The organism is Sphingomonas sp. Mn802worker (assembly GCF_000382485.1).
GTDB lineage: Bacteria > Pseudomonadota > Alphaproteobacteria > Sphingomonadales > Sphingomonadaceae > Sphingomonas.
Genome location: NZ_AORY01000012.1, coordinates 424,946 through 446,241 on the forward strand (window position 1 = coordinate 424,946; position 21,296 = coordinate 446,241).

The following is a 21,296-nucleotide window of genomic DNA, read 5'->3' on the forward strand; positions in this document are numbered from 1 at the left end:
TGCTGTCCGCTCGTTGCGGGAAAATAACCCAGCCGCTGAGAAACATTTGCGACAAACCCCGGATAAGCGCATCTGGGACAGACAGGCTGACACGAGCGCGACGCGCGTGGGCGGCACCACAGGCATGCGGGTGAAAGATTGATCAAGCGTGACCAAGGGCGGCATCGCCGCCTGCTGCTCGGCATTGCCGTCGCTCCCGCCGTCCTCGCGCTTGCCGCATGCGGCGGCGGCGGTGAGCAGGCGAAGGGAAAGGGCGGTGCCGCCGGACGCGGCGGCGGCGGTGGTCCGGCGCAGGTCGGCTATGTCGTTGTCCAGCCGACCTCAGTGCCGATGACGACCGAGCTCGCCGGGCGGGTGGTCGCATTCCAAAGCTCGGAGGTGCGCCCGCAGGTGTCGGGCGTGATCCAGCGGCGCTTCTTCACGGAAGGCTCGGTCGTCAAAAAGGGTCAGCCGCTCTATCAGATCGACCCGTCGCTCTACCGCGCGTCGGCGAACGAGGCGCGCGCTAGCGTCGCCAACGCCCAAGCCAACGCCGAGGCCGCGCGCATCCGCGCCGATCGCTACAAGCCGCTTGCCGAGATACAGGCGATCAGCAAGCAGGATTACACCGACGCGGTCGCCACACAGCGGCAGGCGCAGGCGCAAATCCAGCTCAACCGCGCGCAGCTCGATACCGCGCGAATCAACCTGCGCTTCACGACGGTGCCGGCGCCGATCACCGGACGCATCGGCCGCTCGCTGTTCACGGTCGGCGCGCTGGTCAGCGCGACGCAGACCGATCCGCTGACGACGATCCAGCAGCTCGACCCGATCTTCGTCGACATCCAGCAATCGAGCGCGGAGCTGCTCACGCTGCGCCGCGCGCTCGCCAGCGGCGGCTCGGTGCCCGCGCGCGCCGATGTGCGGCTGAAGCTGGAGGACGGCAGCGACTATGGCCTGACCGGCAGCGTCGAGTTCGCGGAGGTGGTCGTCGACCAGTCGACCGGCACCGTCACGCTTCGCGCGCGCTTCCCCAACCCGCGTGGCCTGTTGCTGCCCGGCATGTTCGTCCGCGCGCAGTTCAGCCAGTCGATCGACCAGAATGCGTTCCTGGTGCCGCAGCAGGCGGTGTCGCGCGATCCGAAGGGCAATGCGACGGTCTGGCTGGTCGGCCCCGGCAACAAGGCGATACAGCGCGACATTACCGCGACGCGGACACAGGGCGCTTACTGGGTGGTGACCGGCGGGCTGAAGAACGGCGATCGCATCATCACGCAAGGCACCGGCACGCTGAAGCCCAACGCAGCCATCAAGCCGGTGCCCGCCAACACGCCGCAAAAGGTCGCGCCACCGCCGTCGAAGGACGGTAACGGCGGTCAGGCAGGCGACACCGGCGGACGCGGCCAGGGCGGCCAGAGCAAGGCCGGCTGAGTGCTGTCACGCATCTTCATCGATCGCCCGATCTTTGCCTGGGTGCTCGCGATCATCGTGATGATGGCGGGCGTTGGTGGCATCCTCGGTCTGCCGATTGCGCAATATCCCGACGTCGCCCCGCCGCAGGTATCGGTCCGTGCGACCTACCCGGGCGCCAACGCGCAGACGATCCAGAATTCGGTCACGCAGGTGATCGAGCAACAGCTGACCGGCATCGACGGCCTGTTGTACTTCAGCTCGTCATCCTCGTCGCGCGGATCGGTGACGATCACCGTCACGTTTGAAAAGGGGACCAACCCCGACATCGCGCAGGTTCAGGTGCAGAACCAGGTCCAGCAGGCGGTGTCGCGCCTGCCGACGCAGGTGCAGCAACAGGGCCTCGTCGTCCGCAAATCGAACCCGGACAACCTGCTGATCGCGGGCGTTTACGACATCAGCGACAAGCTGACGAACCAGGACGTGTCCGATTACCTGGTGTCGAACCTGCAGGACCCGCTCGGCCGTGTTCAGGGTGTGGGTGACACCAACGTTTTTGGCGCGCAATATGCGATGCGCATCTGGCTCGATCCCGCGCGTCTGGCAAGTTATCAGCTGATGCCGGGCGACGTCGTCACCGCCATCACCAACCAGAACACCGAGGTCGCGGCCGGCGAGATCGGCGGGCAGCCGATGCCGCAGACACAGATGCTGAACGCGACCGTCACCGCGCAGTCGCGGTTGCAGACGCCAGAGCAGTTCCGCAACATCATCCTGAAGACGACCAGCAGCGGCGCGACCGTTCGGCTCGCCGACATCGGCCGGATCGAACTGGGCGCGGAGAGCTATGCCGCGCTCAGCCGCGTCAATCGCCATCCTGGCGCAGGCATCGCCGTGCTGCTGGCGCCGGGCGCCGACGCATTGCAGACCGCCGAGCTGGTCAAGGCCGAGATCGCGCGTGTCGCAAAGACGTTCCCGCCCAATCTGCGCGTTGCCTATGCCAACGACACCACCGACTTCATCAAGCTGTCGATCGAGGAGGTCATCAAGACGCTGGTCGAGGCGATCATCCTCGTCGTCATCGTCATGTTCGTGTTTCTGCAAAGCTGGCGCGCGACACTGGTGCCGACAATTGCGGTGCCGGTGGTGCTGCTCGGCACGTTCGCGGTTTTCTATCTCGCCGGCTTCTCGATCAACACGCTGACGCTGTTCGGGCTCGTGCTCGCGATCGGCCTGCTCGTCGACGATGCGATCGTGGTGGTCGAGAATGTCGAACGCCTGATGGAAGAGAACCCGGGCATGAGCCCGCGCGACGCGACGGTGGAATCGATGGACGAGATCACCGTCGCGCTGATCGCGATCGCGCTCGTGCTGTCGGCGGTGTTCCTGCCGATGGCGTTCTTCGGCGGATCGACCGGCGTCATCTATCGCCAATTCTCGCTCACCATCATCTCGGCGATGGTCCTGTCGGTACTGGTCGCCCTGATCCTGAGCCCCGCCCTCACCTCACACCTGCTGAAGGCCAAGCACGACGAGAACGGTGACCTTCACCAGACTTGGCTCGGTCGAAAGGCGCCGTGGGTCGCGGACAAGCTGGAGGGTGCGAAGGACTGGTTCAACGACCGGTTCGACCGGATGGTCAAGCGTTACACGGGCGCGGTCGAGCGCGTGATTGACCATCGCTGGATCGTCGTGCTGATCTATGTCGGCATCGTTGCGCTGCTGGCCGTCATGTTCCTGCGGCTGCCGACCGGCTTCCTGCCGACCGAGGACCAAGGCGGCGCAATCGTGCAGTTCCGCCTGCCCGCGGGCGCGACGCAGGGACGCACCACCGAGGTGCAGCGCCGCGTTGAGCAATATTTTGCGACCAACGAAGCCAAGAACATGCGTACGCTGTTCACGGTCGCGGGCGGTGGCGGTGGCGGCGTGAGCGGCCAGAACACCGGACAGGGTTTCATGGCCTTCACCGACTGGGCCAACCGCACCGACAAGGCAGACAGCGCCGATGCAATCGTCGCGCGCGCGTCCGCCGCATTCCGCGGGCTGCGCGACGCGCAGGTGTTCGCGCTCGTCCCGCCTGCGATCCGTGGCCTCGGCCAGTCGGACGGCTTCACGATGGAGCTGCAGAACGCGAGCGGCATGAGCCAGGAGAAGTTCAACGCCGCGCGCGACGAATTGCTCGCAAAGGCGAACGCCGATCCGAAACTGGCGGGCGTGCGCCTGACCGAGTTGCCCGACATCGGCACGCTGCGCGTCGATGCCGACCCGCAGAAGCTCGCCGCGCTCGGCCTGTCGCAGGGTGACGTCAACACCACGTTGTCGACCGCTTGGGGTGGCCGCTACGTCAACGATTTCATCGACCGCGGTCGCGTAAAGCGCGTCTACGTTCAGGGGGATGCCCCCTATCGGGCCGAGCCGGAGGACCTGTACCAGTGGTTCGTCCGCAACACGTCGGGCACGATGGTGCCGTTCAGCTCGTTCGCGAGCCTCGGCTGGTCGCAGGCGCCGACGACGCTGTCGCGCTTCAACGGCATCTCGTCGTATGAATTCCAGGGTTCGGGCGCGAACGGCGTCAGCTCGGGCGACGCGATGGCGCGGATGCAGCAACTGGCGGGCGAGATCCCGGGCACCAGCATCGCCTGGGCCGGCCTATCGTATCAGGAACGGCTGTCCTCGGGCCAGGCGCCGCTGCTCTACGGCCTGTCGATCATCGTCGTGTTCCTGTGCCTGGCGGCCTTGTACGAAAGCTGGACGATCCCGATCGCAGTGTTGCTGATCATCCCGCTCGGGCTGATCGGCGCGATTGTTGCGGTGTCGCTGCGTGGTCTGACCAATGACGTTTATCTCCAAATCGGACTTCTGACGACGATGGGGCTGGCGGCGAAGAACGCGATTCTGATGATCGAGTTCGCCGAACAGGCGGAGAAGAAGGGTGCGCGCATCATCGACGCGGCGCTGGAGGCGGCGCGGTTGCGTCTGCGCCCTATCCTGATGACCAGCCTCGCGTTCATCTTCGGCGTGCTGCCGCTCGCGATCTCGACCGGTGCGGGCGCGAACAGCCGCATCGCGATCGGCACCGCGGTGATCGGCGGCATGATCACCGCGACCGTGCTGGCGATCTTCTACATTCCGTTGTTCTTCGTGCTGGTCCGCCGCGGCACGCGGGACGGGATCAAGGGCCTGCGTCGCGGCGCCGACCCTAGCCACCCGGAAGAGGGCGGTGATGGAGGCGATGGTCCGAAGGACCGGCCGCCGACGCCGCAGCTTCCCGCGCCGGCGAGCCACCCTGCCCTTCCCGCACCGGATCACGCATGATGCGCCCGACGTTCCGACCGCTCGTCACGCTGCTGACCGCCAGCGCGCTCACCGCCTGCTCGCTGGCACCCAAATACGTCCGCCCCGACTTGCCGGTGCCGCCGTCATGGCCGATCGGTGATGCGTACTTACGCCAGAGCGAGGCGCCGCTGCCAAGCGTCAGCTACCGCGACATCTTTCGCGACGCACGGTTGCAGCGGATCATCGACGAGGCGCTGGTCAACAATCGCGACCTCCGCGTCGCGGTCGCGAATATCGAGGCGACACGCGCGCAATACCGCATCCAGCGCGCCGACCTGTTCCCGCAAGTCGATGCGACCGGGTCGTACAGTTATCGTCGCACCGGCAGCTCGGGCGTCTCTACAGGAGTGCCGATCGGCACCGGCGGCAATGCCGGCGGCGGCGGGACGGGCACCGGTGGCGTCGGCACCGGTGGCGTGAACGGAGGTACCGGTGTCGGCAACGGCGGCACCGGCGGTGTCGGCACCGGAGGCACTACCAGCGTCTCCAGCAATCGCAGCACGTTCAGCGCGCAGCTGGGCGTGACGGCGTTCGAGATCGACCTGTTCGGCCGTGTCCGCTCGCTGACCAGCGCGGCGCTCGACCGCTACTTCGGACAGGAGGCGGCAGCGCGCGCGACACGGCTAACGCTGGTGTCGGACATCGCCAACGCCTGGATCACCTACGGCTCCGACGCGAGCCTGCTCAAGATCGCCGAGGATACCGCGACCAGCGCGCGACGCAGCGTGCAGCTGACCCGCGCGCGGCTGGCAGGCGGCGTCTCGCCACGCAGCGACGTGCGTCAGGCCGAGCAGGTGCTCGAGACCGCGCTGGCCGATCTGGCACAGCAAAAGACGCTGATCGCGCAGGACGCCAACGCGCTGCAACTTCTGGTCGGCGCGCCGGTCAATGCGACGCTGCTCCCCGGATCGATCGACGACGCGGCGCGCAACCTGGGCGAGCTGCCCGCCGGGCTCGACTCTGGCATCCTGTTGCGCCGCCCCGATGTGGTGCAGGCGGAATATTCGTTGCGGGCCGCAAACGCAGAGATCGGCGCGGCGCGTGCGCAGCTGTTCCCGCGCGTCGCGCTGACCGCGTTGGTCGGCTTCGCCAGCACCGCGCTCCGCACGCTCTTCACCGGCGGCGCGTTCAACTATTCGGTCGCGCCGAACGTCAGCTACCCGATCTTCCAGGCGGGCGCGGCGCGTGCGGGCGTCGCGTATTCGCAGGCACAGCGCGATGCGGCACTCGGCACCTACGAGAAGACGATCCAGACCGCGTTCCAAGAGGTCTCGGACGCGCTGGCGCGGCGCGGCACGATCACCGACCAGCTTGCCGCCAACCAGCGGTTCCTCAACGCTGCGGCCGACACGTTGCAGCTCGCCAACGCACGCTATCAGGGCGGGATCGACACGTATCTGACCAGCCTAGACGCGCAGCGATCGCTCTACACCGCGCAACGCACGGTGGTGCAGACGCAGCTGACGCGCGCGTCCAACCTCGTCACGCTCTACCAGACGCTCGGTGGCGATTCGCAACTGGAGGCGACCGCTCAAGGGCCGGTCACGCCGGTCAGCACCGGCACACCGCCACGGCCGTAACGCGGCATAACCGCCCCGCCCGCTGTTCACAGGCGGGCGGAAGCGGGTTGCACGGGCATCATCAGCCCGCTTTGCCGCCGCCCTGCATCGGCGCAACCGCGTCGCGGCCGAACTTCATGATCAGCTCGCCGATCTCGCGTGCCTGATCCATCGAGCGCTGGCTCTGCTCGCGCAGGTAATCGCCCTGAATGCGCATCACATCGCCCAGATCCTTGGCCTGCGCTGCCGCGCGCATCGCGGCAAATGCCTGCTCGGCGTTGGTTTGCGCCTGATCGATCATCGCGACACCCAGGCTGGAGGATTGGTCCGCGATCTTCTGTCCGGACGCGTGTATCGCGTCGCCGGCGCGCTGCGCTCCCTCGAAGGCTGCGCCGGTAGCGTTTTTCGTCGCGTTTGCGTTGTCGTCCGCCATTATCCTGCTCCTCCATGCGGCCAGCGTTCAAGCCGCTTGCATCGCCTCAACCCGGCCGGCCCCAAGCGGTTGCACCCGCGTTATTTGCCGAAGCCGAACACGTCCTGGTGGAAGCGGCCCTCGGCGATCATCCGCTCGAGCCAGGCGGAGCCCTGCGTGTGCTCGCCGCCGACCTGCTGCATCCAGATGCGCACCAGCGTGTCGCGCACCGCGGGCGCCATGTAGCGGCCGTCGCCGCACAGGAACACGCTCGCGCCATCCTCCAGCGCGCGCCAGACCCGCTCCTGTTCGGCCCAGAGCGCGTCCTGCACGAAGCGCCATGGATGTGACGGCACCGCGGAGAAAGCGAGCTGCAGGTCGATCAACCCGTCTCCCGCCCACGCTTCCATCTCGTCGCGGCAGAACCAGTCGTGGTCAGGGTGACGGCAGCCGAAGAACAGCAGATTGGTTGCGACCTGCGCGCCTGCCGCCGCTTGCGCCGCGCGTTCTTGCAGGAAGCCACGCAGGGGTGCGAAGCCGGTGCCGGGACCGATCAGGATCATCGGCTGCGCGGGGTCGGCAGGCGGCGCGAACGGCGGGTTGGGTCGGCGGACGTAGCCGAAGACGTGCTCGCCCGGCTGAAGCGCCTTCATGTAATCGGACGCGAAGCCGCGATGCTCGCCCAGCCCCGACCAGGCGGGCGCGGCGATCGTGCCGACGATCAGGTCGACGACATCGGGCGAGACGAGTGGCGATGAGGCGATCGAATAGAAGCGCGGCTGGATAGCGGGCGACCAGTCGATCAGTTGGTCGAGCGTCACCGACGCGGCTGGATGCCGCTCGATCAGGTCGAGCAGCGACACGCGCTTGTCGCCCACCTGCGCGTCGTAATCCGCCTCGATCGCCGCCAAGGCCGCGACCGTGTGCGGGCACCGCGTCGTGCCGCGCAGGCCCGCGAGCGCGCGCCGCGACGCCGCCTCGGACAGTTCGACGAAGTCGGTCAGCAGCTGCTCGACTGTGACGGTGGCGCCGAGCGGCAGGTGCTTGAAGCGACCGCCCTGCCCGTCGACCCTGACCTGCATCGCGCCGCGGGTGTCTAGGAGGTCGAGCGCACGCGCGACCAGATCGGGCCGGTTGCGCGCGTAGATCGCGAGGTGGTCGCCGGTGGCATAATGCTTACCCTCGGGAAGCCGTACCCGGATCAGCCGGGTCGACGGTCGCGGCGGCTCCTGCGCGAAGTCCCACAAGCCATCGGCCGGGCGGACCAGTTCGTCATTGGCGACGATCTCCAGCCGCTGCGCGTGTTCGGGCAAGGCGCGCACGCGCATCTCGGCGGCGTCGACCGGCACCAGCGACAGCGTCGCGCTATTCGCCGCCGGCGCCGCCTCTGCGCCCAGCGCCTGCCACAGGTCGCGCACGAAGGTGGCAATCGCGCCGTCGAAGTCGCCCTGCCCATCGGCTTCGCCACGCGGCACCAGCCGCTCACCGCCAGCCGCCGCGATTGCGGTATCAACGCGGCTGGGGAATGCCTGAAAGTTCGGCCATTGACTATTGCCGATGCCGAGCACGGCGTAGCGCGCGCCGCTCCAATCCGCGTCGTTGAACACCCCAGCATCGAGCGCGCGTTCGACCGCGACCGCGCTGTCGGGCGCCCGACCGTTATAGGTCGCGGTGACGATCACGATCACCTTGTCGGCGGGTGCCGCGCCGCCCTTAAGTCCCTCGTCCATCGACCGCACGACAACGTCGAACCCGTCGGTGCGTGCGCGCTCGGCGATCTCCTCCGCGACGTCGCGCGCGGTGCCGAGCGAGGTGCCGTAAAGCAGTACGAAGCGCTGCCCCGATCCGGCCACCGCGCCGATCGCTATCGCCTCGTCTGTCGTGGCGGCCTCACCCATCTGCAAACGCTCATGGGCTCCGCGCAAGCGCACGCGCATGGCGAATTCGTCAGGCTTGATCGACAGCGTCTCCTTGACGCGCAGCGTGTAGCTGTGCGGATCGCTGATCGCGAAGGCGCGCAGCAGCATGGCCAGCGCGATCTTCGCTTCCACCATCGCGAACTGCCGCCCGATGCACGCGCGCTCGCCGTTGCCGAACGGCTTGTAGGCGTGCGGATGCCGCGCCGCCTCGGCCTCAGGCAGCCAGCGATCGATGTCGAACTCGTCTGGCTGCTCCCACACACCCGGCGCGCGATGGAGGCCGGGCGTGAAGATGTTGACCGGGCGATCCTTGCGCATCCGCCAGCCGGGCTTGCCGTCGCCCGCGCCGATCACCTGATCCCCGAACGGTGCGACGCTGAACGCGGGCGCGGTCGGCCACAGCCGCAACGCTTCCTTCAACACGCGCTCGATCACCTCAAGGCGGGCGACCTGCGCGTAATCGGGTCGCGTATCACCGGGCAGCACACGGTCGACCTCGGCATAGGCCTGTGCCAGCACCGCGGGGTTGCGCAGCAGGTAGGTGAAGGCGAACGTCAGCATCCCCGACGTGGTCTCGTGGCCCGCGATCAGGAAGGTCAGCACCTGATAACGGATGTTGAGGTCATCCAGCCCCTCGCCCGTTTCCGGATCAACGGCGCTCAGCATCAGGTTGAGCAGGTCTTTGCCCTCATTCGGGTTGACCTTGCGGTCGGCGATGATCCCGTCGACCAGCGCGTTCATCTCGGCAATGTCGGCCTCGTACTGCGCCGCCGCACGCTTGGCGAAGCGTTGCTGCACCGGCAGCCGCGTGATGACGTTGAGCGCCTCCGACAATGCGCGGCCGAGCGCGACCAGAAAGCTGTCGAGTTCGTCGCGCTCGAACGAGTTGAAGCGGTGGCCGAAGCCTGCGATCGCGATCGAGTCGAGCGTCAGGCGGGTCATGTCGTCGGCGACGTGGACGTCGGTGCCCGCCGCGCGCGTCCATTTGGCGACGAGTTGATCGCATACCTCGACGATCATGTCGAAATAGCCGCGCATCGCGCGCTGCGAAAAGGCGGGCAGCAGGATGCGGTGCGCCTTGCCCCAGTTCGGCTCCTCGCTGAACGCGGTGAACAGCCCGTCGCCCGCGAACTTGCGCACGACCCGCAGCGCCGGGCCCGGCATCTTGCGAAAGCGGGTCTCGTCCGACAGTTCGGCGACGAGATCGGGATCGGTGACGAAGATCGACACGCGGCTGCCGAAGCGCAGCTTGAAGATACCTTGCGACATGTCGCGGCTGACGCTGAGCAGATGGCCGATCAGCCCGGCGCGCGCGATCTGGTGCAGGTGGCCGATGACGGGCAGCGCACGCGGCATCGGCACCGCTGCGGACGGCGCGGCGGGTATGTCGTTGGGTTTGCTCGCCATGATCGCCGTTGCTCCGTTACGCTCGCCACAGCCCCAACCACAGGCTTGGTTCCGCGCGCAAGTTGCCGCAACGGCAGGCTGGCGGTGCGCACGGCGGCCCGGTAAGAGGCCCGAATGGTTCGTTTCCTGCCCTCCATGCTCAAACCCCTGGTCGCCGGCATCGCCGCCGCCGTCGGCCTTTCGCACCCGGCCGCTGCCGCGATGCAGGATCCTGCCACCGATCCGGTTTGCGCCAATGTGCGTGTCGCCTTCCCGGCCGAGCTGTCGCATTGGAGCATGCGCACGCCGCTGACCGCGGGCCATGCGCCGCGCAACGCGCCCGTGCTAGCGATTGGCCGCGCTGCCGACCTGAGGCTCGCGCCTCTCGCCAACGTGCAGCCCCGGATCGCACCGGCCAAGGTGCCGGCACCCGGCAGCTACGCGGGCCTTGTCATGTTTCAGGTGATCCGCCCCGGCACCTATCGCGTCGCGTTGGGGCAGAAGGCATGGATCGATGTCATCCGCGGACGTGCTGGTGTCGCGTCGAGCGCACACACGATGGGGCCGCGTTGCACCGGTGTCGCAAAGCTGGTCGACTTTCCACTGCGTCCCGGCCGGTACGTGCTGCAGCTGACGGGCGCGCCGACGCAGACCGTTGCCGCCACGATCGTCCGGGTAAAGTGACGGTAATGCTGCCGCTCATCGCGCTGTTCGCGCAAGCCACGGCTCCGGCAGCTGTACCGACGCTAGCTCCGCCTGCTGTCGCAGCGCCTGCGGCCAACCCGGCAGTGGCACCGGTCAAGGTCCGGCTAGAAACCGCCGCCGGACCGATCGTGATCGCAGTCGACCGCGAGCATGCGCCGCTCACCGCCGCCAATTTCCTGCGCTACGTCGATGCCAAGAAGCTCGACGGCATCGCCTTCTACCGCGCGGTGAAGGTCGGCGACGGCTACGGTCTTGCGCAGTTTGGGACGCGCAATGATCCCAAGCGCACGCTGCCACCCGTCGCCTTCGAGCCGACCAGCAAGACGGGTCTGAGCCACGTCGACGGCGCGATCTCGATGGCCATGGCGAAGCCGGGCACCGCAGCGGGCGATTTCTTCGTCGTGGTCGGCGATCTGAAATCGATGGACGCGCACGACAATGATCCCGGGTTCGCGGTGTTCGGCCGCGTGGTCGAGGGGATGGACGTGATCCGCCGCATCCTCGGCTCACCTACTTCGCCGACCGACGGTATCGGCGTGATGAAGGGGCAGATGCTTTCGCCGACGATCCGCATCAACACCGCGCGTCGCGAGCCGTAGCGCACCACTCGGTCAGCAAGCCGTAAAGCGTTACCTTTTCGCCACATTGTCGCGCGGCCGCCGACGCGGCATAGGTAGAATCGCGCGATGTCGCTCTCGCCCGCCTTTCTCGACGAACTGCGCGGGCGCACGCATCTGTCAGCGCTGGTCGGCAAAACCATCAAGCTGACGCGCGCAGGTCGCGAGATGCGCGGCTGCTGCCCGTTCCATAATGAAAAGACGCCCAGCTTCTACGTCAACGACGACAAGGGTTTCTACCACTGCTTCGGCTGTTCGGCGCACGGCGATGCGATCCGCTGGATGACCGATCATCAGGGTCTGCCCTTCATCGACGCGGTGAAGGAACTCGCCGCCACCGCCGGGCTGGAGGTACCGCAGGCCGACCCGCGCGCGGCGCAGAAGGCGGAGCGCGCCAAGTCGCTTCACGACGTGATGCAGGCCGCCGCCGACTGGTTTGCCGCGCAATTGGGCGGGATCGACGGTGCGGCGGCCCGCGCGCTGCTCGACCGCCGCGGGGTGAGCACGTCGACGCAGCGCAGCTTCGGCTTCGGCTACGCGCCCGACAGCCGTGGCCGCTTGCGCGCCGCGCTCAAGGACTTCGGCGACGCGATGCTGGTCGAGGCCGGGCTGCTGATCCAGGTTGACAACAAGGAACCCTACGACCGTTTCCGCGGCCGGTTGATAATCCCGATCCGCGACCAGCGCGGGCGCGTGATCGCATTCGGCGGCCGCATCATCGGAGAGGGCGAGCCCAAATATTTGAACTCGCCCGACACGCCGCTGTTCGACAAGGGGCGCACGCTCTACAATCTCGACCGCGCCTCTGCGGCGGCGCGCAAGGCCGACCGCGTGTTCGTGGTCGAAGGCTATATGGACGCGGTGGCACTCGCGCAGGGTGGCGTGGGTGAGGTCGTCGCCCCGCTCGGCACCGCGCTGACCGAGGCGCAGCTTGAGCGGTTGTGGCGGATGGTCGACGTGCCGACCGTGTGTCTCGACGGCGACAGTGCCGGGCAGAAGGCGGCGATCCGCGCCGCGCACCGCGCGCTGCCGATGCTGGCGCCCGGCCGCAGCCTCCGCTTCGTGACGCTGCCCGATGGACAGGACCCCGACGACCTGATGCGCGCGGGCGGCGCGCGCGCGTTCGAGGCGCTGGTGCGCGAGGCCGAGCCGCTGGTGGAACGGTTGTGGAAGCACGAGCTCGCCGCAGAGCCGCTCGACACGCCCGAGCAGCGCGCCGGATTGAAGCGCCGCCTGTCTGACCTCGCGAACACGATCGCCGATCCAAGCGTCAAGTCGGAGTATGTCGCCGAGTTCCGCCACCGCTTCGATCAGCAGTTCGCACGCGGGCGGCAGGGGATCGGCTTTCAGACGCGTACGCCGTTCTTCCCCTACCAGCAGCGCCGCGCCGGGCAGAAATGGTCGCCGCCCCCCGCCCCCGTCACCGACGACGCCAAGGCAGTGCGCGCCGCGGGCGGGATCGACCGCGTGCTCGCCAAGGCGGTGCTCGCCGGCCTGATCCGCCACCCGGCCGAGATCGCAACGCACATGGAAGTGCTTGGCAGCCTCAAGCTCGCCGATGGCGCACTCGGCCGATTGTTCGAGGCGGTGGTGGACGTAGCGCTTGAGGACAGATCGCGGCGGGAGGGGGCGCTTGATAGCCAGCGTCTGGTCACCATATTGACGCGATCCGGCTTCGAACAGGTCGCGTCCGACCTGCTCAGGGCCGATACGATGCCCTATTCGTTCACCCGCAAGACGGCGGACGAGAACAAGGCGCGCGAGGACCTCGACGAGGCGATCGCCATTCTTGTCTCCCGCCCCGAAGTGGATGCGGCGCTGGCGGACGCGACCTCCGCAATGCAGCGCCACTTCACCGACGAAGCGTTTGAACGGCAGGTGGCATTGGTCAACGAACAACGGGCGCTGGACGTGCGGCTTGCAAATCTCGTGCAGGCGAACGAAGACGCCCGCGCGCTAGGTACCGAGGACAATTGATGGCGAAGGCGAATATGGCGGAAGCACCCGAGGCTCAGGACAACGGGGATGCGCCGCTGATCGACTTGAACGACGCGAACATCAAGAAGGTGATCGCCCGCGCCAAGAAGCGCGGCTACATCACCTATGACCAGCTGAACGACGCGCTGCCGCAGGGTGAGATGTCGTCCGATCAGATCGAGGACATCACCTCGGCGCTGAACGAGATGGGCATCAACATCGTCGAGAACGACGAGCAGGGCGAGGAAGGCGAGACCGAGGAGCGCGCCGAAGAGGACGAGGTCGAGGCGACCGATGCCGAGGCCGACAGCAGCGCGCCCGTCGTCGAGAAGAAGAAGGAAACCGTTGATCGCACCGACGATCCGGTCCGCATGTATCTGCGCGAGATGGGGGCGGTCGAGCTCCTCTCGCGCGAGGGTGAGATCGCGATCGCGAAGCGGATCGAGGCCGGGCGCGACACGATGATCCTGGGGCTATGCGAGAGCCCGATCACCTTCAACGCGATCATCGACTGGTCGACTGCGCTGAACGAAGGGCAGATGCAGCTGCGCGAGATCCTCGATCTCGACGCGATGCTGTCGAAGGGACCGTCGGCCGAGCAGGTCGAGGGCGCCGAGGACGACGACGGCGAGATCAGCGAGAAGAACGCCGGCACCAGCTTCAAGGAAGAAGAGGACGTTGCCGAGGAGCCGTCCGCCGATGAGGACGACGAGTCCGGCGAGCCGCGCGTGCCGCGCCCGAGCGACGACGAGGACGAGGACAACACGCTCAGCCTCGCGCAGATGGAGGAAACGCTCAAGCCGCAGGCGCTGGAGAAGTTTGCCAATATCACCGCGCTCTACAAGAAGTTCTCCAAGATGCAGGAGACGCGGCTTGGTGCGATGGGCGGCGGCAACGAGCTGTCCGCCGCCGACGAGCGCAAGTACCAGAAGCTGCGCGAGGAGCTGACTGCCGAGGTCGAGAGCGTGCAGTTCCATCAGGCGAAGATCGAGTTCCTAGTCGACCAGCTTTATTCGTACAACCGTCGCCTGACCGCTTTGGGCGGGCAGATGCTGCGCCTGGCCGAGCGGCACAAGGTCAGCCGCGCCGACTTCCTCAAGCGCTACATGGGACACGAACTCGACGACACGTTCCTGTCGACCGTGTCGGGTCTCGACAAGAAGTGGACCGCGTTTGCGACCAACGAGGCCGGAGCCGTCGAGCGCATCCGCAGCGAGATCGCCGAAATCTCGCAGCAGACCGGCATGGGGCTGGCCGAGTTCCGCCGCATCGTCAACATGGTGCAAAAGGCGGAGCGTGAGGCGCGCATTGCCAAGAAGGAGATGGTCGAGGCGAACCTGCGCCTCGTGATCTCGATCGCGAAAAAGTACACCAACCGCGGGCTACAGTTCCTTGACCTGATCCAGGAAGGCAACATCGGCCTGATGAAGGCGGTCGACAAGTTCGAGTACCGTCGCGGCTACAAATTCTCGACCTATGCGACATGGTGGATCCGTCAGGCGATCACCCGTTCGATCGCGGACCAGGCGCGCACGATCCGCATCCCGGTCCATATGATCGAGACGATCAACAAGCTGGTCCGCACCAGCCGCCAGTTCCTCCATGAGCAGGGCCGCGAGCCGACGCCCGAAGAGATGGCCGAGCGCCTGAGCATGCCGCTCGAGAAGGTGCGCAAGGTGATGAAGATCGCCAAGGAGCCGATCTCGCTCGAAACGCCGATCGGCGACGAGGAGGACAGCCATCTGGGCGACTTCATCGAGGACAAGAACGCCGTCATCCCGGTTGACGCCGCGATCCAGGCGAATTTGAAGGAAACGGTCACTCGTGTCCTTGCCAGCCTGACGCCGCGTGAAGAGCGCGTGCTGCGCATGCGCTTCGGCATTGGCATGAACACCGACCACACGCTGGAAGAGGTTGGCCAGCAATTCTCGGTCACGCGCGAGCGTATTCGGCAGATCGAGGCCAAGGCGCTCAGGAAGCTCAAGCATCCAAGCCGTAGCCGCAAGATGCGCAGCTTCCTCGACCAATGATCCGAACACGCCGGCGAAGGAGACTTCGCCGGCGTTTTTCTCGATAAGCGTCGGCATAGCGGATCGTCGGCTTGCCTCGGTGGCCGCTTTGACGATAGCTGCCTCGGCTAAACATCCGTTATGGGCCGACTTTCTGCGAGTTGCGGTCGGCCGAAATCATCCATTCTGCTTCAACTTGCTAGGCATGCCGTCGGTCGCGGGCCAGTCATCGGCCTATGGACAACACACTTCCGCAAATCAGCCCCGAACAGCAGGTGACCGCGTCGGAGCTCGTCCGCCATTTCGGCTTGTGGCAGGATCGCGCCGCACGCGCGCCGGTCTATATTCACCATCGGGGGCGTCTGCGGCTCGTGTTGCTGTCGCTCGAACTGATGGACTCGATCTGCTCGACGCATCTCGACGGCGTCCCTGACGTCAATGGGCAGGTGCCCGCGCTGATCGACCACCTTGATGAGGCATTGATCGTGTTCGCGGCAAACGGGCATATCCGCCATGCCAACGCCGCCGCGCAGACCCGCTTCGGCAAAGGGGCGCAGGTCGATCGCGCCGCCCGCCAGGTAACGCAGGTGAGCGGCCTGTTCCTTGAAGACGCGGTCGCGCGCGTACTCGCCAGCGGCACGGGCGAGACGCTCGACCTCGTGCCCGACCCCTTCCCCGCGCGCCGACTGCACGCTCGGATCGATCCCTTGGGTGACGGTTGCCTGCTGGTCGCGCGTGATGCGACCGCGGCGGAGGAGGCGCGCGCATGCGCGGCCGAGCTGCGCGCGCTCGAACGCGCGATCGAAGTGTCGAACGTCGCGGCACGCGCGCGTATCAATCCGCGCGGCTATCTGCTCGAACCCGACGCCGCGCTTGCACGCGTCACCGGAACGACGGTCGAACAGCTCGCCACCGCACGCTTCCTGACGCTGGTCGCAGTCGCCGACCGCGCGCGCGTGGCCGACATGATCGACTATGCCTTCGCCAATACCGCCGCGGTGGGAACGCGCGCGCACTTGCTCGTCCATGGTGCGACCGCGCTCCCAGTCGCCCTGGGCATCGCCCCGGTCGAGCGCAGCGGTCGGGTCGACGAGCTGAGCATTCTGCTCACGCCAGCAGCCTGACCGCCTGCACGGTCCAGTTACCGCATCACGCGAACGATTTAGCCGGTCGAGGTCCGCGTTAAACGCGCGCGATCCAGCGTAAACGCGACCTTCACACTCGCACGCTAAGCCGATGAGGCCGGGGGGCTGGCATGTGAATGGAGGTAAAGGCGCGCGTGATTGTTGCATCGAGCGAGGCATGGTCGGTCGGCACGCGCACGCTCGCGTCGCTGGTCGCGACCGACGGCACCGCCGCGCAGACGCACGCGCTGATGCTCGCACGCCCTGTTGCCTCGATGCGCGACCTGGCCGATGCGGTGCATGCGCTCTGCGCCGTGCACGGCTCGCCTGACCGGCGGCTCCCGACACTCGACGCCGCTGACGCCGCGTTACAGAACTGGATCGTACGCGTTGCCGGTGTTCGCGCGGACGAACGCGCCTTTCTCGCCCGTCTAGCAGCCGATGTCGGGCCAATCCCGTCGACGCCGGGTCACGCTGCGACCGAGGCGGCATTGTTGGCGCAGCGCCAGGTGCTCGACCGTCTCTCCGCATCCGACCGCGCCGGCTGCGCGCTTGGTGCCGCGGTCGGGTTGACGCTCGACTGGGTCGCGATCCGCGCCGTGCTCGACAATGCCGCGCGACGCCTGTTCGGGACGGGCCCCGAGACGACGCACGAGTTCGCGCGACAGATCGCCGCGCTGCTCGCGCAAGCGCCGCTGCCGTCGGGCGTGGAGCGGGCGATGCTGTTCGGCGCGGAGCAATTGCTCGCGCAGCACCGCGGGCTGTGGCACCTGCTCGAGGCACGCGCCTCCGCGCGCGACCGCGCCTGAGCTGATCCCCGCCGTCCGCACCCGAGCATGTCGCCGGCTTGCATCGCGGCGTGGCTCTCCGCTACGCCGGTGCGAGAACAATCGAACAGGACGGGATTGCCCATGCAGCGCTTCGAAGGAACGCAGAGCTACGTCGCGACCGACGATCTGAAGGTCGCGGTCAATGCCGCGGTCACGCTGCGCCGCCCGCTGCTGGTCAAGGGCGAACCCGGCACCGGCAAGACCGTGCTCGCGCACGAGATCGCAAAGGCCGCCAACGCCGAGCTGATCGAGTGGAACGTCAAGTCGACCACCAAGGCGCAGCAGGGTCTCTACGAATATGACGCGGTCGCGCGCCTGCGTGACGGGCAATTGGGCGACGAGCGCGTCCACGACATCGCCAACTACATCCGCCGCGGCAAATTGTGGGAGGCGTTTACCCGCCCTTCGCCGCCGGTCCTCTTGATTGATGAGATCGACAAGGCCGATATCGAGTTTCCCAACGACCTCCTCCAGGAACTCGATCGGATGGAGTTCCACGTCTACGAGACGAAGGAGACGGTGCGCGCGGTCGAGCGGCCGATCGTCGTCATCACGTCAAACAACGAAAAGGAGCTGCCTGACGCCTTCCTGCGCCGCTGCTTCTTCCACTACATCAAGTTTCCTGATCGCGACACGATGCAGGCGATCGTCGACGTCCATTTCCCCGGCATTCAGAAGTTGCTGGTCAGCCGCGCGATGGACATCTTCTACGACGTGCGCGAGGTGCCGGGATTGAAGAAGAAGCCGTCGACCAGCGAGCTGCTCGACTGGCTGCGGCTGCTGCTGCACGAGGACATGCCGCTTGAGGTGTTGCAGAACCGCGATCCGACCAAGGCGATCCCGCCGCTGCACGGTGCATTGCTCAAGAACGAGCAGGACGTGATGCTTTTCGAGCGCCTCGCCTTCATGGCCCGGCGGCAGGCGAACAAGGGCTGACACGCCGCCGGGGAACACCGCCAAAAGCAGACGGGTAACGGCTCGCTAACCACGCCCGTCAAACGCATCCTTACAATGAACCCGATACCAAAGGGTCATGGTTCGCGTTCCCCCCACGTGCATCGCCTTGGTCACCGCTGTCGCCGCCCTGCTCGGTGCCGCCCCGGCCTCCGCCAATCTGCTCGACTACGTCGGGCAATGCGTGCCCTTTGCGCGTCAAGCGTCGGGCATCCAGATCTACGGCGATGCGTGGACGTGGTGGGACCAGGCCGATGGCCGCTACAAACGCGGGCACAAGCCGAAGATCGGCGCGGTGATCGTGTTCGCGAAGACGGGGCAGCTCCGCCTCGGTCATGTCGCGGTGGTCAGCCGCGTGGTCGAGGACCGCGTGCTGATGCTGACCCACGCCAATTGGTCGCGTCAAAACGGTGAGCGGGGTCACGCCGAGCAGGACGTGACGCTCTACGACGTGTCCGACGACAACGACTGGAGCCGGGTAAAGGTGTGGTACCGCGACTCGAACGGACTCGGCGGCAGCATCTATCCGGTAAAGGGCTTCATCTACGGCACGGGAGACACCGCGCGCGAACTGACCGGGCGTGATCCCGATTACGTCGGTGCGCTGATCGATGCATACGTCCCGGGAGCAGGGGCGCACTGACCCTGTCGGAGCGGCTCGACACGGACCTGCTCGACACGGGCCAACGCGCGCGGCACACTCCGCCGCATGTTCCTCCACTTCCTAGACGAGCTCCGCGCCGCCGGCATCCCCGCCAGCATGAAGGAGCATCTGATCCTGCTCGAAGCGCTCGAGGCCGAGGTGATCGAGCGCAAGCCGGAAGACTTCTACTACCTCTCGCGCGCGGTCTACGTGAAGGACGAAGGGGTGCTCGACAAATTTGACCAGGTCTTCGCCAAGGTGTTCAAGGGATTGGAGACCAGCTTCGCGGCCAACGAGGCCGCGGTTCCTGCCGACTGGCTGAAGGCGGTGGCCGAGAAGTATCTCAGTCCTGAGGAGATGGAGGCGATCAAGTCGCTCGGCTCCTGGGACGAGATCATGGAAACGCTCAAGAAGCGCCTGGAGGAACAGGAGAAACGCCACCAGGGCGGCAACAAGTGGATCGGCACCGGCGGCACCAGCCCGTACGGCAATTCAGGCTACAATCCCGAGGGTGTCCGCATCGGCGGCGAGAGCCGGCACAAGCGCGCGCTGAAGGTGTGGGACCAGCGCGAGTTCAAGAACCTCGACAACACGCGCGAGCTCGGCACGCGCAACATCAAGGTGGCGCTACGCCGGCTGCGCAAGTTCGCGCGCGAGGGCGCGGCGGACGAGCTCGACATCGATGCGACGATCGCGGGCACTGCTCGGCAAGGCTGGCTCGACGTGCACATGCGTCCCGAACGCCGCAATGCGGTCAAGCTGCTGCTGTTCCTCGACGTTGGCGGATCGATGGACCCGTTCATCAAGCTGTGCGAGGAGCTGTTCTCGGCCGCGACGACCGAGTTCAAGAACCTTGAATTCTTCTACTTCCACAATTGTCCGTACGAGGGCGTGTGGAAGGACAACAAGCGCCGCTTCGCCGAGCGAACGCCGATGTGGGACGTGCTTCACAAGTTTCCGCACGACTACAAGCTGATCTTCGTCGGCGACGCCGCGATGAGCCCGTATGAGATCACGCACCCCGGCGGCTCGGTCGAGCATTTCAACGAGGAAGCGGGGGCGGTGTGGATGCAGCGCCTCACTACCACCTATCCCGCAGCGGTGTGGCTCAACCCGACGCCCAAGGCGCAATGGGGCTATTCACAGTCGACCAAGATCATGCGCGAGCTGCTGAACGACCGCATGTACCCGCTGACGCTCGACGGGCTGGACGAGGCAATGCGCGAGCTGACACGCAAGCGGTAAACCACGTGCGCTCAGCGACGCCCGCGCCAGATCAGCAGCCGCTGCCCCGCCGGTGCGCCGCCGCCCTGCTCCGCATCGCAGGCGACGTAGCGGAAGCGCTTGTCGGTGCAAAGCCACAGTTCGTCGAGCCAGCCGGCCTTCTTGGTCGTCACGCGCACCGCACCGGCCGGCAAGCCGTTCACCGCGGCGAAGCGGCGCTTGAACTCGGCAACGGTTAGCGGTCGACGCGATAGTGCATCCATGTCGGGGAAGCGCAACCGTCCGAACATCGCGCTCGAGCGTGCGAAATAGGCCTCGGGCGACGTCCCCGGCATGCAGGTTCCGTGCTTCGACCATTCGTGCTGCATCAACTGCGCCGAGGGTGACGAGCATAGATGCTGTCGGATTAGCCTGGTCGGCAGGATCGGGGTCGCCTGACAATATTGCGGCCAATCCTTGCTCACGCCGTCTGGCCACAGGCCATGAAGCACGAAGCCGAAATCGTTGCCGCCGCCGCATTGCACGTTGCTGCGCGCACCACGGTCACGCGAGCCGGTGCGGCAATATTCGGGGCTCCAGCTGATCGCGAGCGTATAGCTGCCGATCGGCAAGCGTCGCACCGGCTGGCTTGCCGACGGCAAATCGGGATGCGGCCGCTCGATCGTCGTCGGAATGCGACACACATTCGCCTGCGCCGAAGCCATCGCCGGTACGACCAGCGGAGCACTGCCTGCCAGAACCATCGCAAGCCGCTTCATTCGCCGTCCTCCACCAGATCGCCGGTCAGGTCTTCACCGAACCAGGCGCGTGCATCGATGCGAAACAGCATCGCCGCTGCGGCGATGCTCAATCCCGTCGTCAGCACCGACAGGATCAGCGAGGTCGCGCTGATCGCCCCGCCGAGCAACGCGGGCAGGTTGAACAGGAAACGCAGCGCCGAGAGTCCGGCAAGCACCACCACGATCCACTTGGCGACAACGCTCGCGCGTCTGGTGGTGAAGAACCACAGCAGCAGCGTGACCACGACATTCAGCCCGAGCATGACGAACAGCATCCAGCCGAACGGCTTGGTCTGCGGATTGGAGGCGAGCCGCGCCTGCATATTGGGCCAGTCGACCGCCCAGGCGATCAGCGAGACCGCGAGGCTGGCGAGGTAGAGCCGCTCGAAAGTGACGATCGAAGCCGGTCGCTGCATATGATCCTGTGAGGCGA

Annotated in this window: 16 protein-coding genes; 12 read left to right on the top strand and 4 right to left on the bottom strand. The window is 66.6% G+C overall.

Annotated elements, in window-relative coordinates; genetic code table 11:
* Window positions 1-138 precede the first annotated feature (138 nt).
* The 3 genes from SMN802W_RS0112105 to SMN802W_RS0112115 are packed head-to-tail and all read left to right on the top strand — an operon-like array spanning window position 139 to window position 6,305.
* Window positions 139-1,410, top strand: coding sequence for an efflux RND transporter periplasmic adaptor subunit (locus tag SMN802W_RS0112105; protein ID WP_019517177.1), 1,272 nt, complete (start codon window positions 139-141; stop codon window positions 1,408-1,410).
* Window positions 1,411-4,704 carry a multidrug efflux RND transporter permease subunit gene (locus SMN802W_RS0112110; protein ID WP_019517178.1) on the top strand — a complete coding sequence of 1,098 codons (3,294 nt, stop codon included), beginning with the start codon at window positions 1,411-1,413 and terminating at the stop codon, window positions 4,702-4,704.
* Window positions 4,701-6,305 carry an efflux transporter outer membrane subunit gene (locus tag SMN802W_RS0112115; RefSeq protein WP_019517179.1) on the top strand — a complete coding sequence of 535 codons (1,605 nt, stop codon included), beginning with the start codon at window positions 4,701-4,703 and terminating at the stop codon, window positions 6,303-6,305. The genes SMN802W_RS0112110 and SMN802W_RS0112115 overlap by 4 nt, the downstream gene beginning before the upstream one ends.
* Before the next feature lie 61 nt (window positions 6,306-6,366).
* On the opposite strand, the gene SMN802W_RS0112120 is transcribed toward SMN802W_RS0112115, so the two are convergent.
* Both SMN802W_RS0112120 and SMN802W_RS0112125 read right to left on the bottom strand, forming a co-directional pair.
* Window positions 6,367-6,717, bottom strand: a complete 351-nt coding sequence (locus SMN802W_RS0112120) for a phasin family protein (RefSeq protein WP_019517180.1) — start codon at window positions 6,715-6,717, stop codon at window positions 6,367-6,369.
* Window positions 6,718-6,797: 80 nt separating this feature from the next.
* On the bottom strand, window positions 6,798-10,022 hold the full coding sequence (locus tag SMN802W_RS0112125) for a cytochrome P450 (protein ID WP_019517181.1): 3,225 nt from the start codon (window positions 10,020-10,022) through the stop codon (window positions 6,798-6,800).
* A gap of 114 nt (window positions 10,023-10,136) precedes the next feature.
* Between SMN802W_RS0112125 and SMN802W_RS17015 the strand changes: the two genes are divergently transcribed.
* From SMN802W_RS17015 to SMN802W_RS0112170, 9 genes are all read left to right on the top strand, one after another.
* A complete protein-coding gene (locus SMN802W_RS17015) occupies window positions 10,137-10,685 on the top strand; it encodes a homogentisate 1,2-dioxygenase (protein ID WP_156818867.1) in 549 nt (182 codons plus the stop codon).
* A gap of 5 nt (window positions 10,686-10,690) precedes the next feature.
* Window positions 10,691-11,305 (top strand): peptidylprolyl isomerase, encoded by a 615-nt coding sequence (locus SMN802W_RS0112135; RefSeq protein WP_019517183.1) that lies wholly within the window; start codon window positions 10,691-10,693, stop codon window positions 11,303-11,305.
* 87 nt (window positions 11,306-11,392) lie between these two features.
* Window positions 11,393-13,300, top strand: a complete 1,908-nt coding sequence (dnaG, locus tag SMN802W_RS0112140) for a DNA primase (protein WP_019517184.1) — start codon at window positions 11,393-11,395, stop codon at window positions 13,298-13,300.
* Window positions 13,300-15,330 (top strand): RNA polymerase sigma factor RpoD, encoded by a 2,031-nt coding sequence (rpoD, locus tag SMN802W_RS0112145; RefSeq protein ID WP_019517185.1) that lies wholly within the window; start codon window positions 13,300-13,302, stop codon window positions 15,328-15,330. Before dnaG ends, rpoD begins: the two co-directional genes overlap by 1 nt.
* A gap of 215 nt (window positions 15,331-15,545) precedes the next feature.
* Window positions 15,546-16,433 carry a hypothetical protein gene (locus SMN802W_RS0112150; RefSeq protein ID WP_019517186.1) on the top strand — a complete coding sequence of 296 codons (888 nt, stop codon included), beginning with the start codon at window positions 15,546-15,548 and terminating at the stop codon, window positions 16,431-16,433.
* A gap of 137 nt (window positions 16,434-16,570) precedes the next feature.
* Window positions 16,571-17,242: a DUF6975 family protein gene (locus SMN802W_RS0112155; RefSeq protein WP_019517187.1), complete on the top strand. Its 672-nt coding sequence runs from the start codon at window positions 16,571-16,573 to the stop codon at window positions 17,240-17,242.
* A gap of 102 nt (window positions 17,243-17,344) precedes the next feature.
* On the top strand, window positions 17,345-18,199 hold the full coding sequence (locus tag SMN802W_RS0112160) for an AAA family ATPase (protein ID WP_019517188.1): 855 nt from the start codon (window positions 17,345-17,347) through the stop codon (window positions 18,197-18,199).
* 97 nt (window positions 18,200-18,296) lie between these two features.
* A complete protein-coding gene (locus SMN802W_RS0112165; RefSeq protein ID WP_026326069.1) occupies window positions 18,297-18,860 on the top strand; it encodes a CHAP domain-containing protein in 564 nt (187 codons plus the stop codon).
* A gap of 66 nt (window positions 18,861-18,926) precedes the next feature.
* Window positions 18,927-20,105 (top strand): vWA domain-containing protein, encoded by a 1,179-nt coding sequence (locus SMN802W_RS0112170; protein ID WP_019517190.1) that lies wholly within the window; start codon window positions 18,927-18,929, stop codon window positions 20,103-20,105.
* Window positions 20,106-20,116: 11 nt separating this feature from the next.
* Here SMN802W_RS0112170 and SMN802W_RS0112175 read toward each other — a convergent pair whose 3' ends face one another.
* Together SMN802W_RS0112175 and SMN802W_RS17640 are read right to left on the bottom strand one after the other, a co-directional pair.
* Window positions 20,117-20,842 carry a ribonuclease T2 family protein gene (locus tag SMN802W_RS0112175; RefSeq protein WP_019517191.1) on the bottom strand — a complete coding sequence of 242 codons (726 nt, stop codon included), beginning with the start codon at window positions 20,840-20,842 and terminating at the stop codon, window positions 20,117-20,119.
* Complete coding sequence (locus tag SMN802W_RS17640) at window positions 20,839-21,279, bottom strand: hypothetical protein (RefSeq protein ID WP_019517192.1); 441 nt, start codon at window positions 21,277-21,279, stop codon at window positions 20,839-20,841. Before SMN802W_RS17640 ends, SMN802W_RS0112175 begins: the two co-directional genes overlap by 4 nt.
* Window positions 21,280-21,296: the final 17 nt, after the last annotated feature.

Excerpts from the sequence above, each read along its gene's own strand:
- SMN802W_RS0112170 (WP_019517190.1), top strand. The coding sequence starts at position 18,927 with ATGTTCCTCCACTTCCTAGACGAGCTCCGCGCCGCCGGCATCCCCGCC.
- SMN802W_RS0112120 (WP_019517180.1), bottom strand. The coding sequence starts at position 6,717 with ATGGCGGACGACAACGCAAACGCGACGAAAAACGCTACCGGCGCAGCC.
- SMN802W_RS0112115 (WP_019517179.1), top strand. The coding sequence starts at position 4,701 with ATGATGCGCCCGACGTTCCGACCGCTCGTCACGCTGCTGACCGCCAGC.
- SMN802W_RS0112150 (WP_019517186.1), top strand. The coding sequence starts at position 15,546 with ATGGACAACACACTTCCGCAAATCAGCCCCGAACAGCAGGTGACCGCG.
- SMN802W_RS17640 (WP_019517192.1), bottom strand. The coding sequence starts at position 21,279 with ATGCAGCGACCGGCTTCGATCGTCACTTTCGAGCGGCTCTACCTCGCC.
- SMN802W_RS17015 (WP_156818867.1), top strand. The coding sequence starts at position 10,137 with ATGGTTCGTTTCCTGCCCTCCATGCTCAAACCCCTGGTCGCCGGCATC.
- rpoD (WP_019517185.1), top strand. The coding sequence starts at position 13,300 with ATGGCGAAGGCGAATATGGCGGAAGCACCCGAGGCTCAGGACAACGGG.
- SMN802W_RS0112125 (WP_019517181.1), bottom strand. The coding sequence starts at position 10,022 with ATGGCGAGCAAACCCAACGACATACCCGCCGCGCCGTCCGCAGCGGTG.
- SMN802W_RS0112135 (WP_019517183.1), top strand. The coding sequence starts at position 10,691 with ATGCTGCCGCTCATCGCGCTGTTCGCGCAAGCCACGGCTCCGGCAGCT.
- SMN802W_RS0112175 (WP_019517191.1), bottom strand. The coding sequence starts at position 20,842 with ATGAAGCGGCTTGCGATGGTTCTGGCAGGCAGTGCTCCGCTGGTCGTA.
- dnaG (WP_019517184.1), top strand. The coding sequence starts at position 11,393 with ATGTCGCTCTCGCCCGCCTTTCTCGACGAACTGCGCGGGCGCACGCAT.
- SMN802W_RS0112165 (WP_026326069.1), top strand. The coding sequence starts at position 18,297 with ATGGTTCGCGTTCCCCCCACGTGCATCGCCTTGGTCACCGCTGTCGCC.
- SMN802W_RS0112155 (WP_019517187.1), top strand. The coding sequence starts at position 16,571 with ATGGAGGTAAAGGCGCGCGTGATTGTTGCATCGAGCGAGGCATGGTCG.
- SMN802W_RS0112160 (WP_019517188.1), top strand. The coding sequence starts at position 17,345 with ATGCAGCGCTTCGAAGGAACGCAGAGCTACGTCGCGACCGACGATCTG.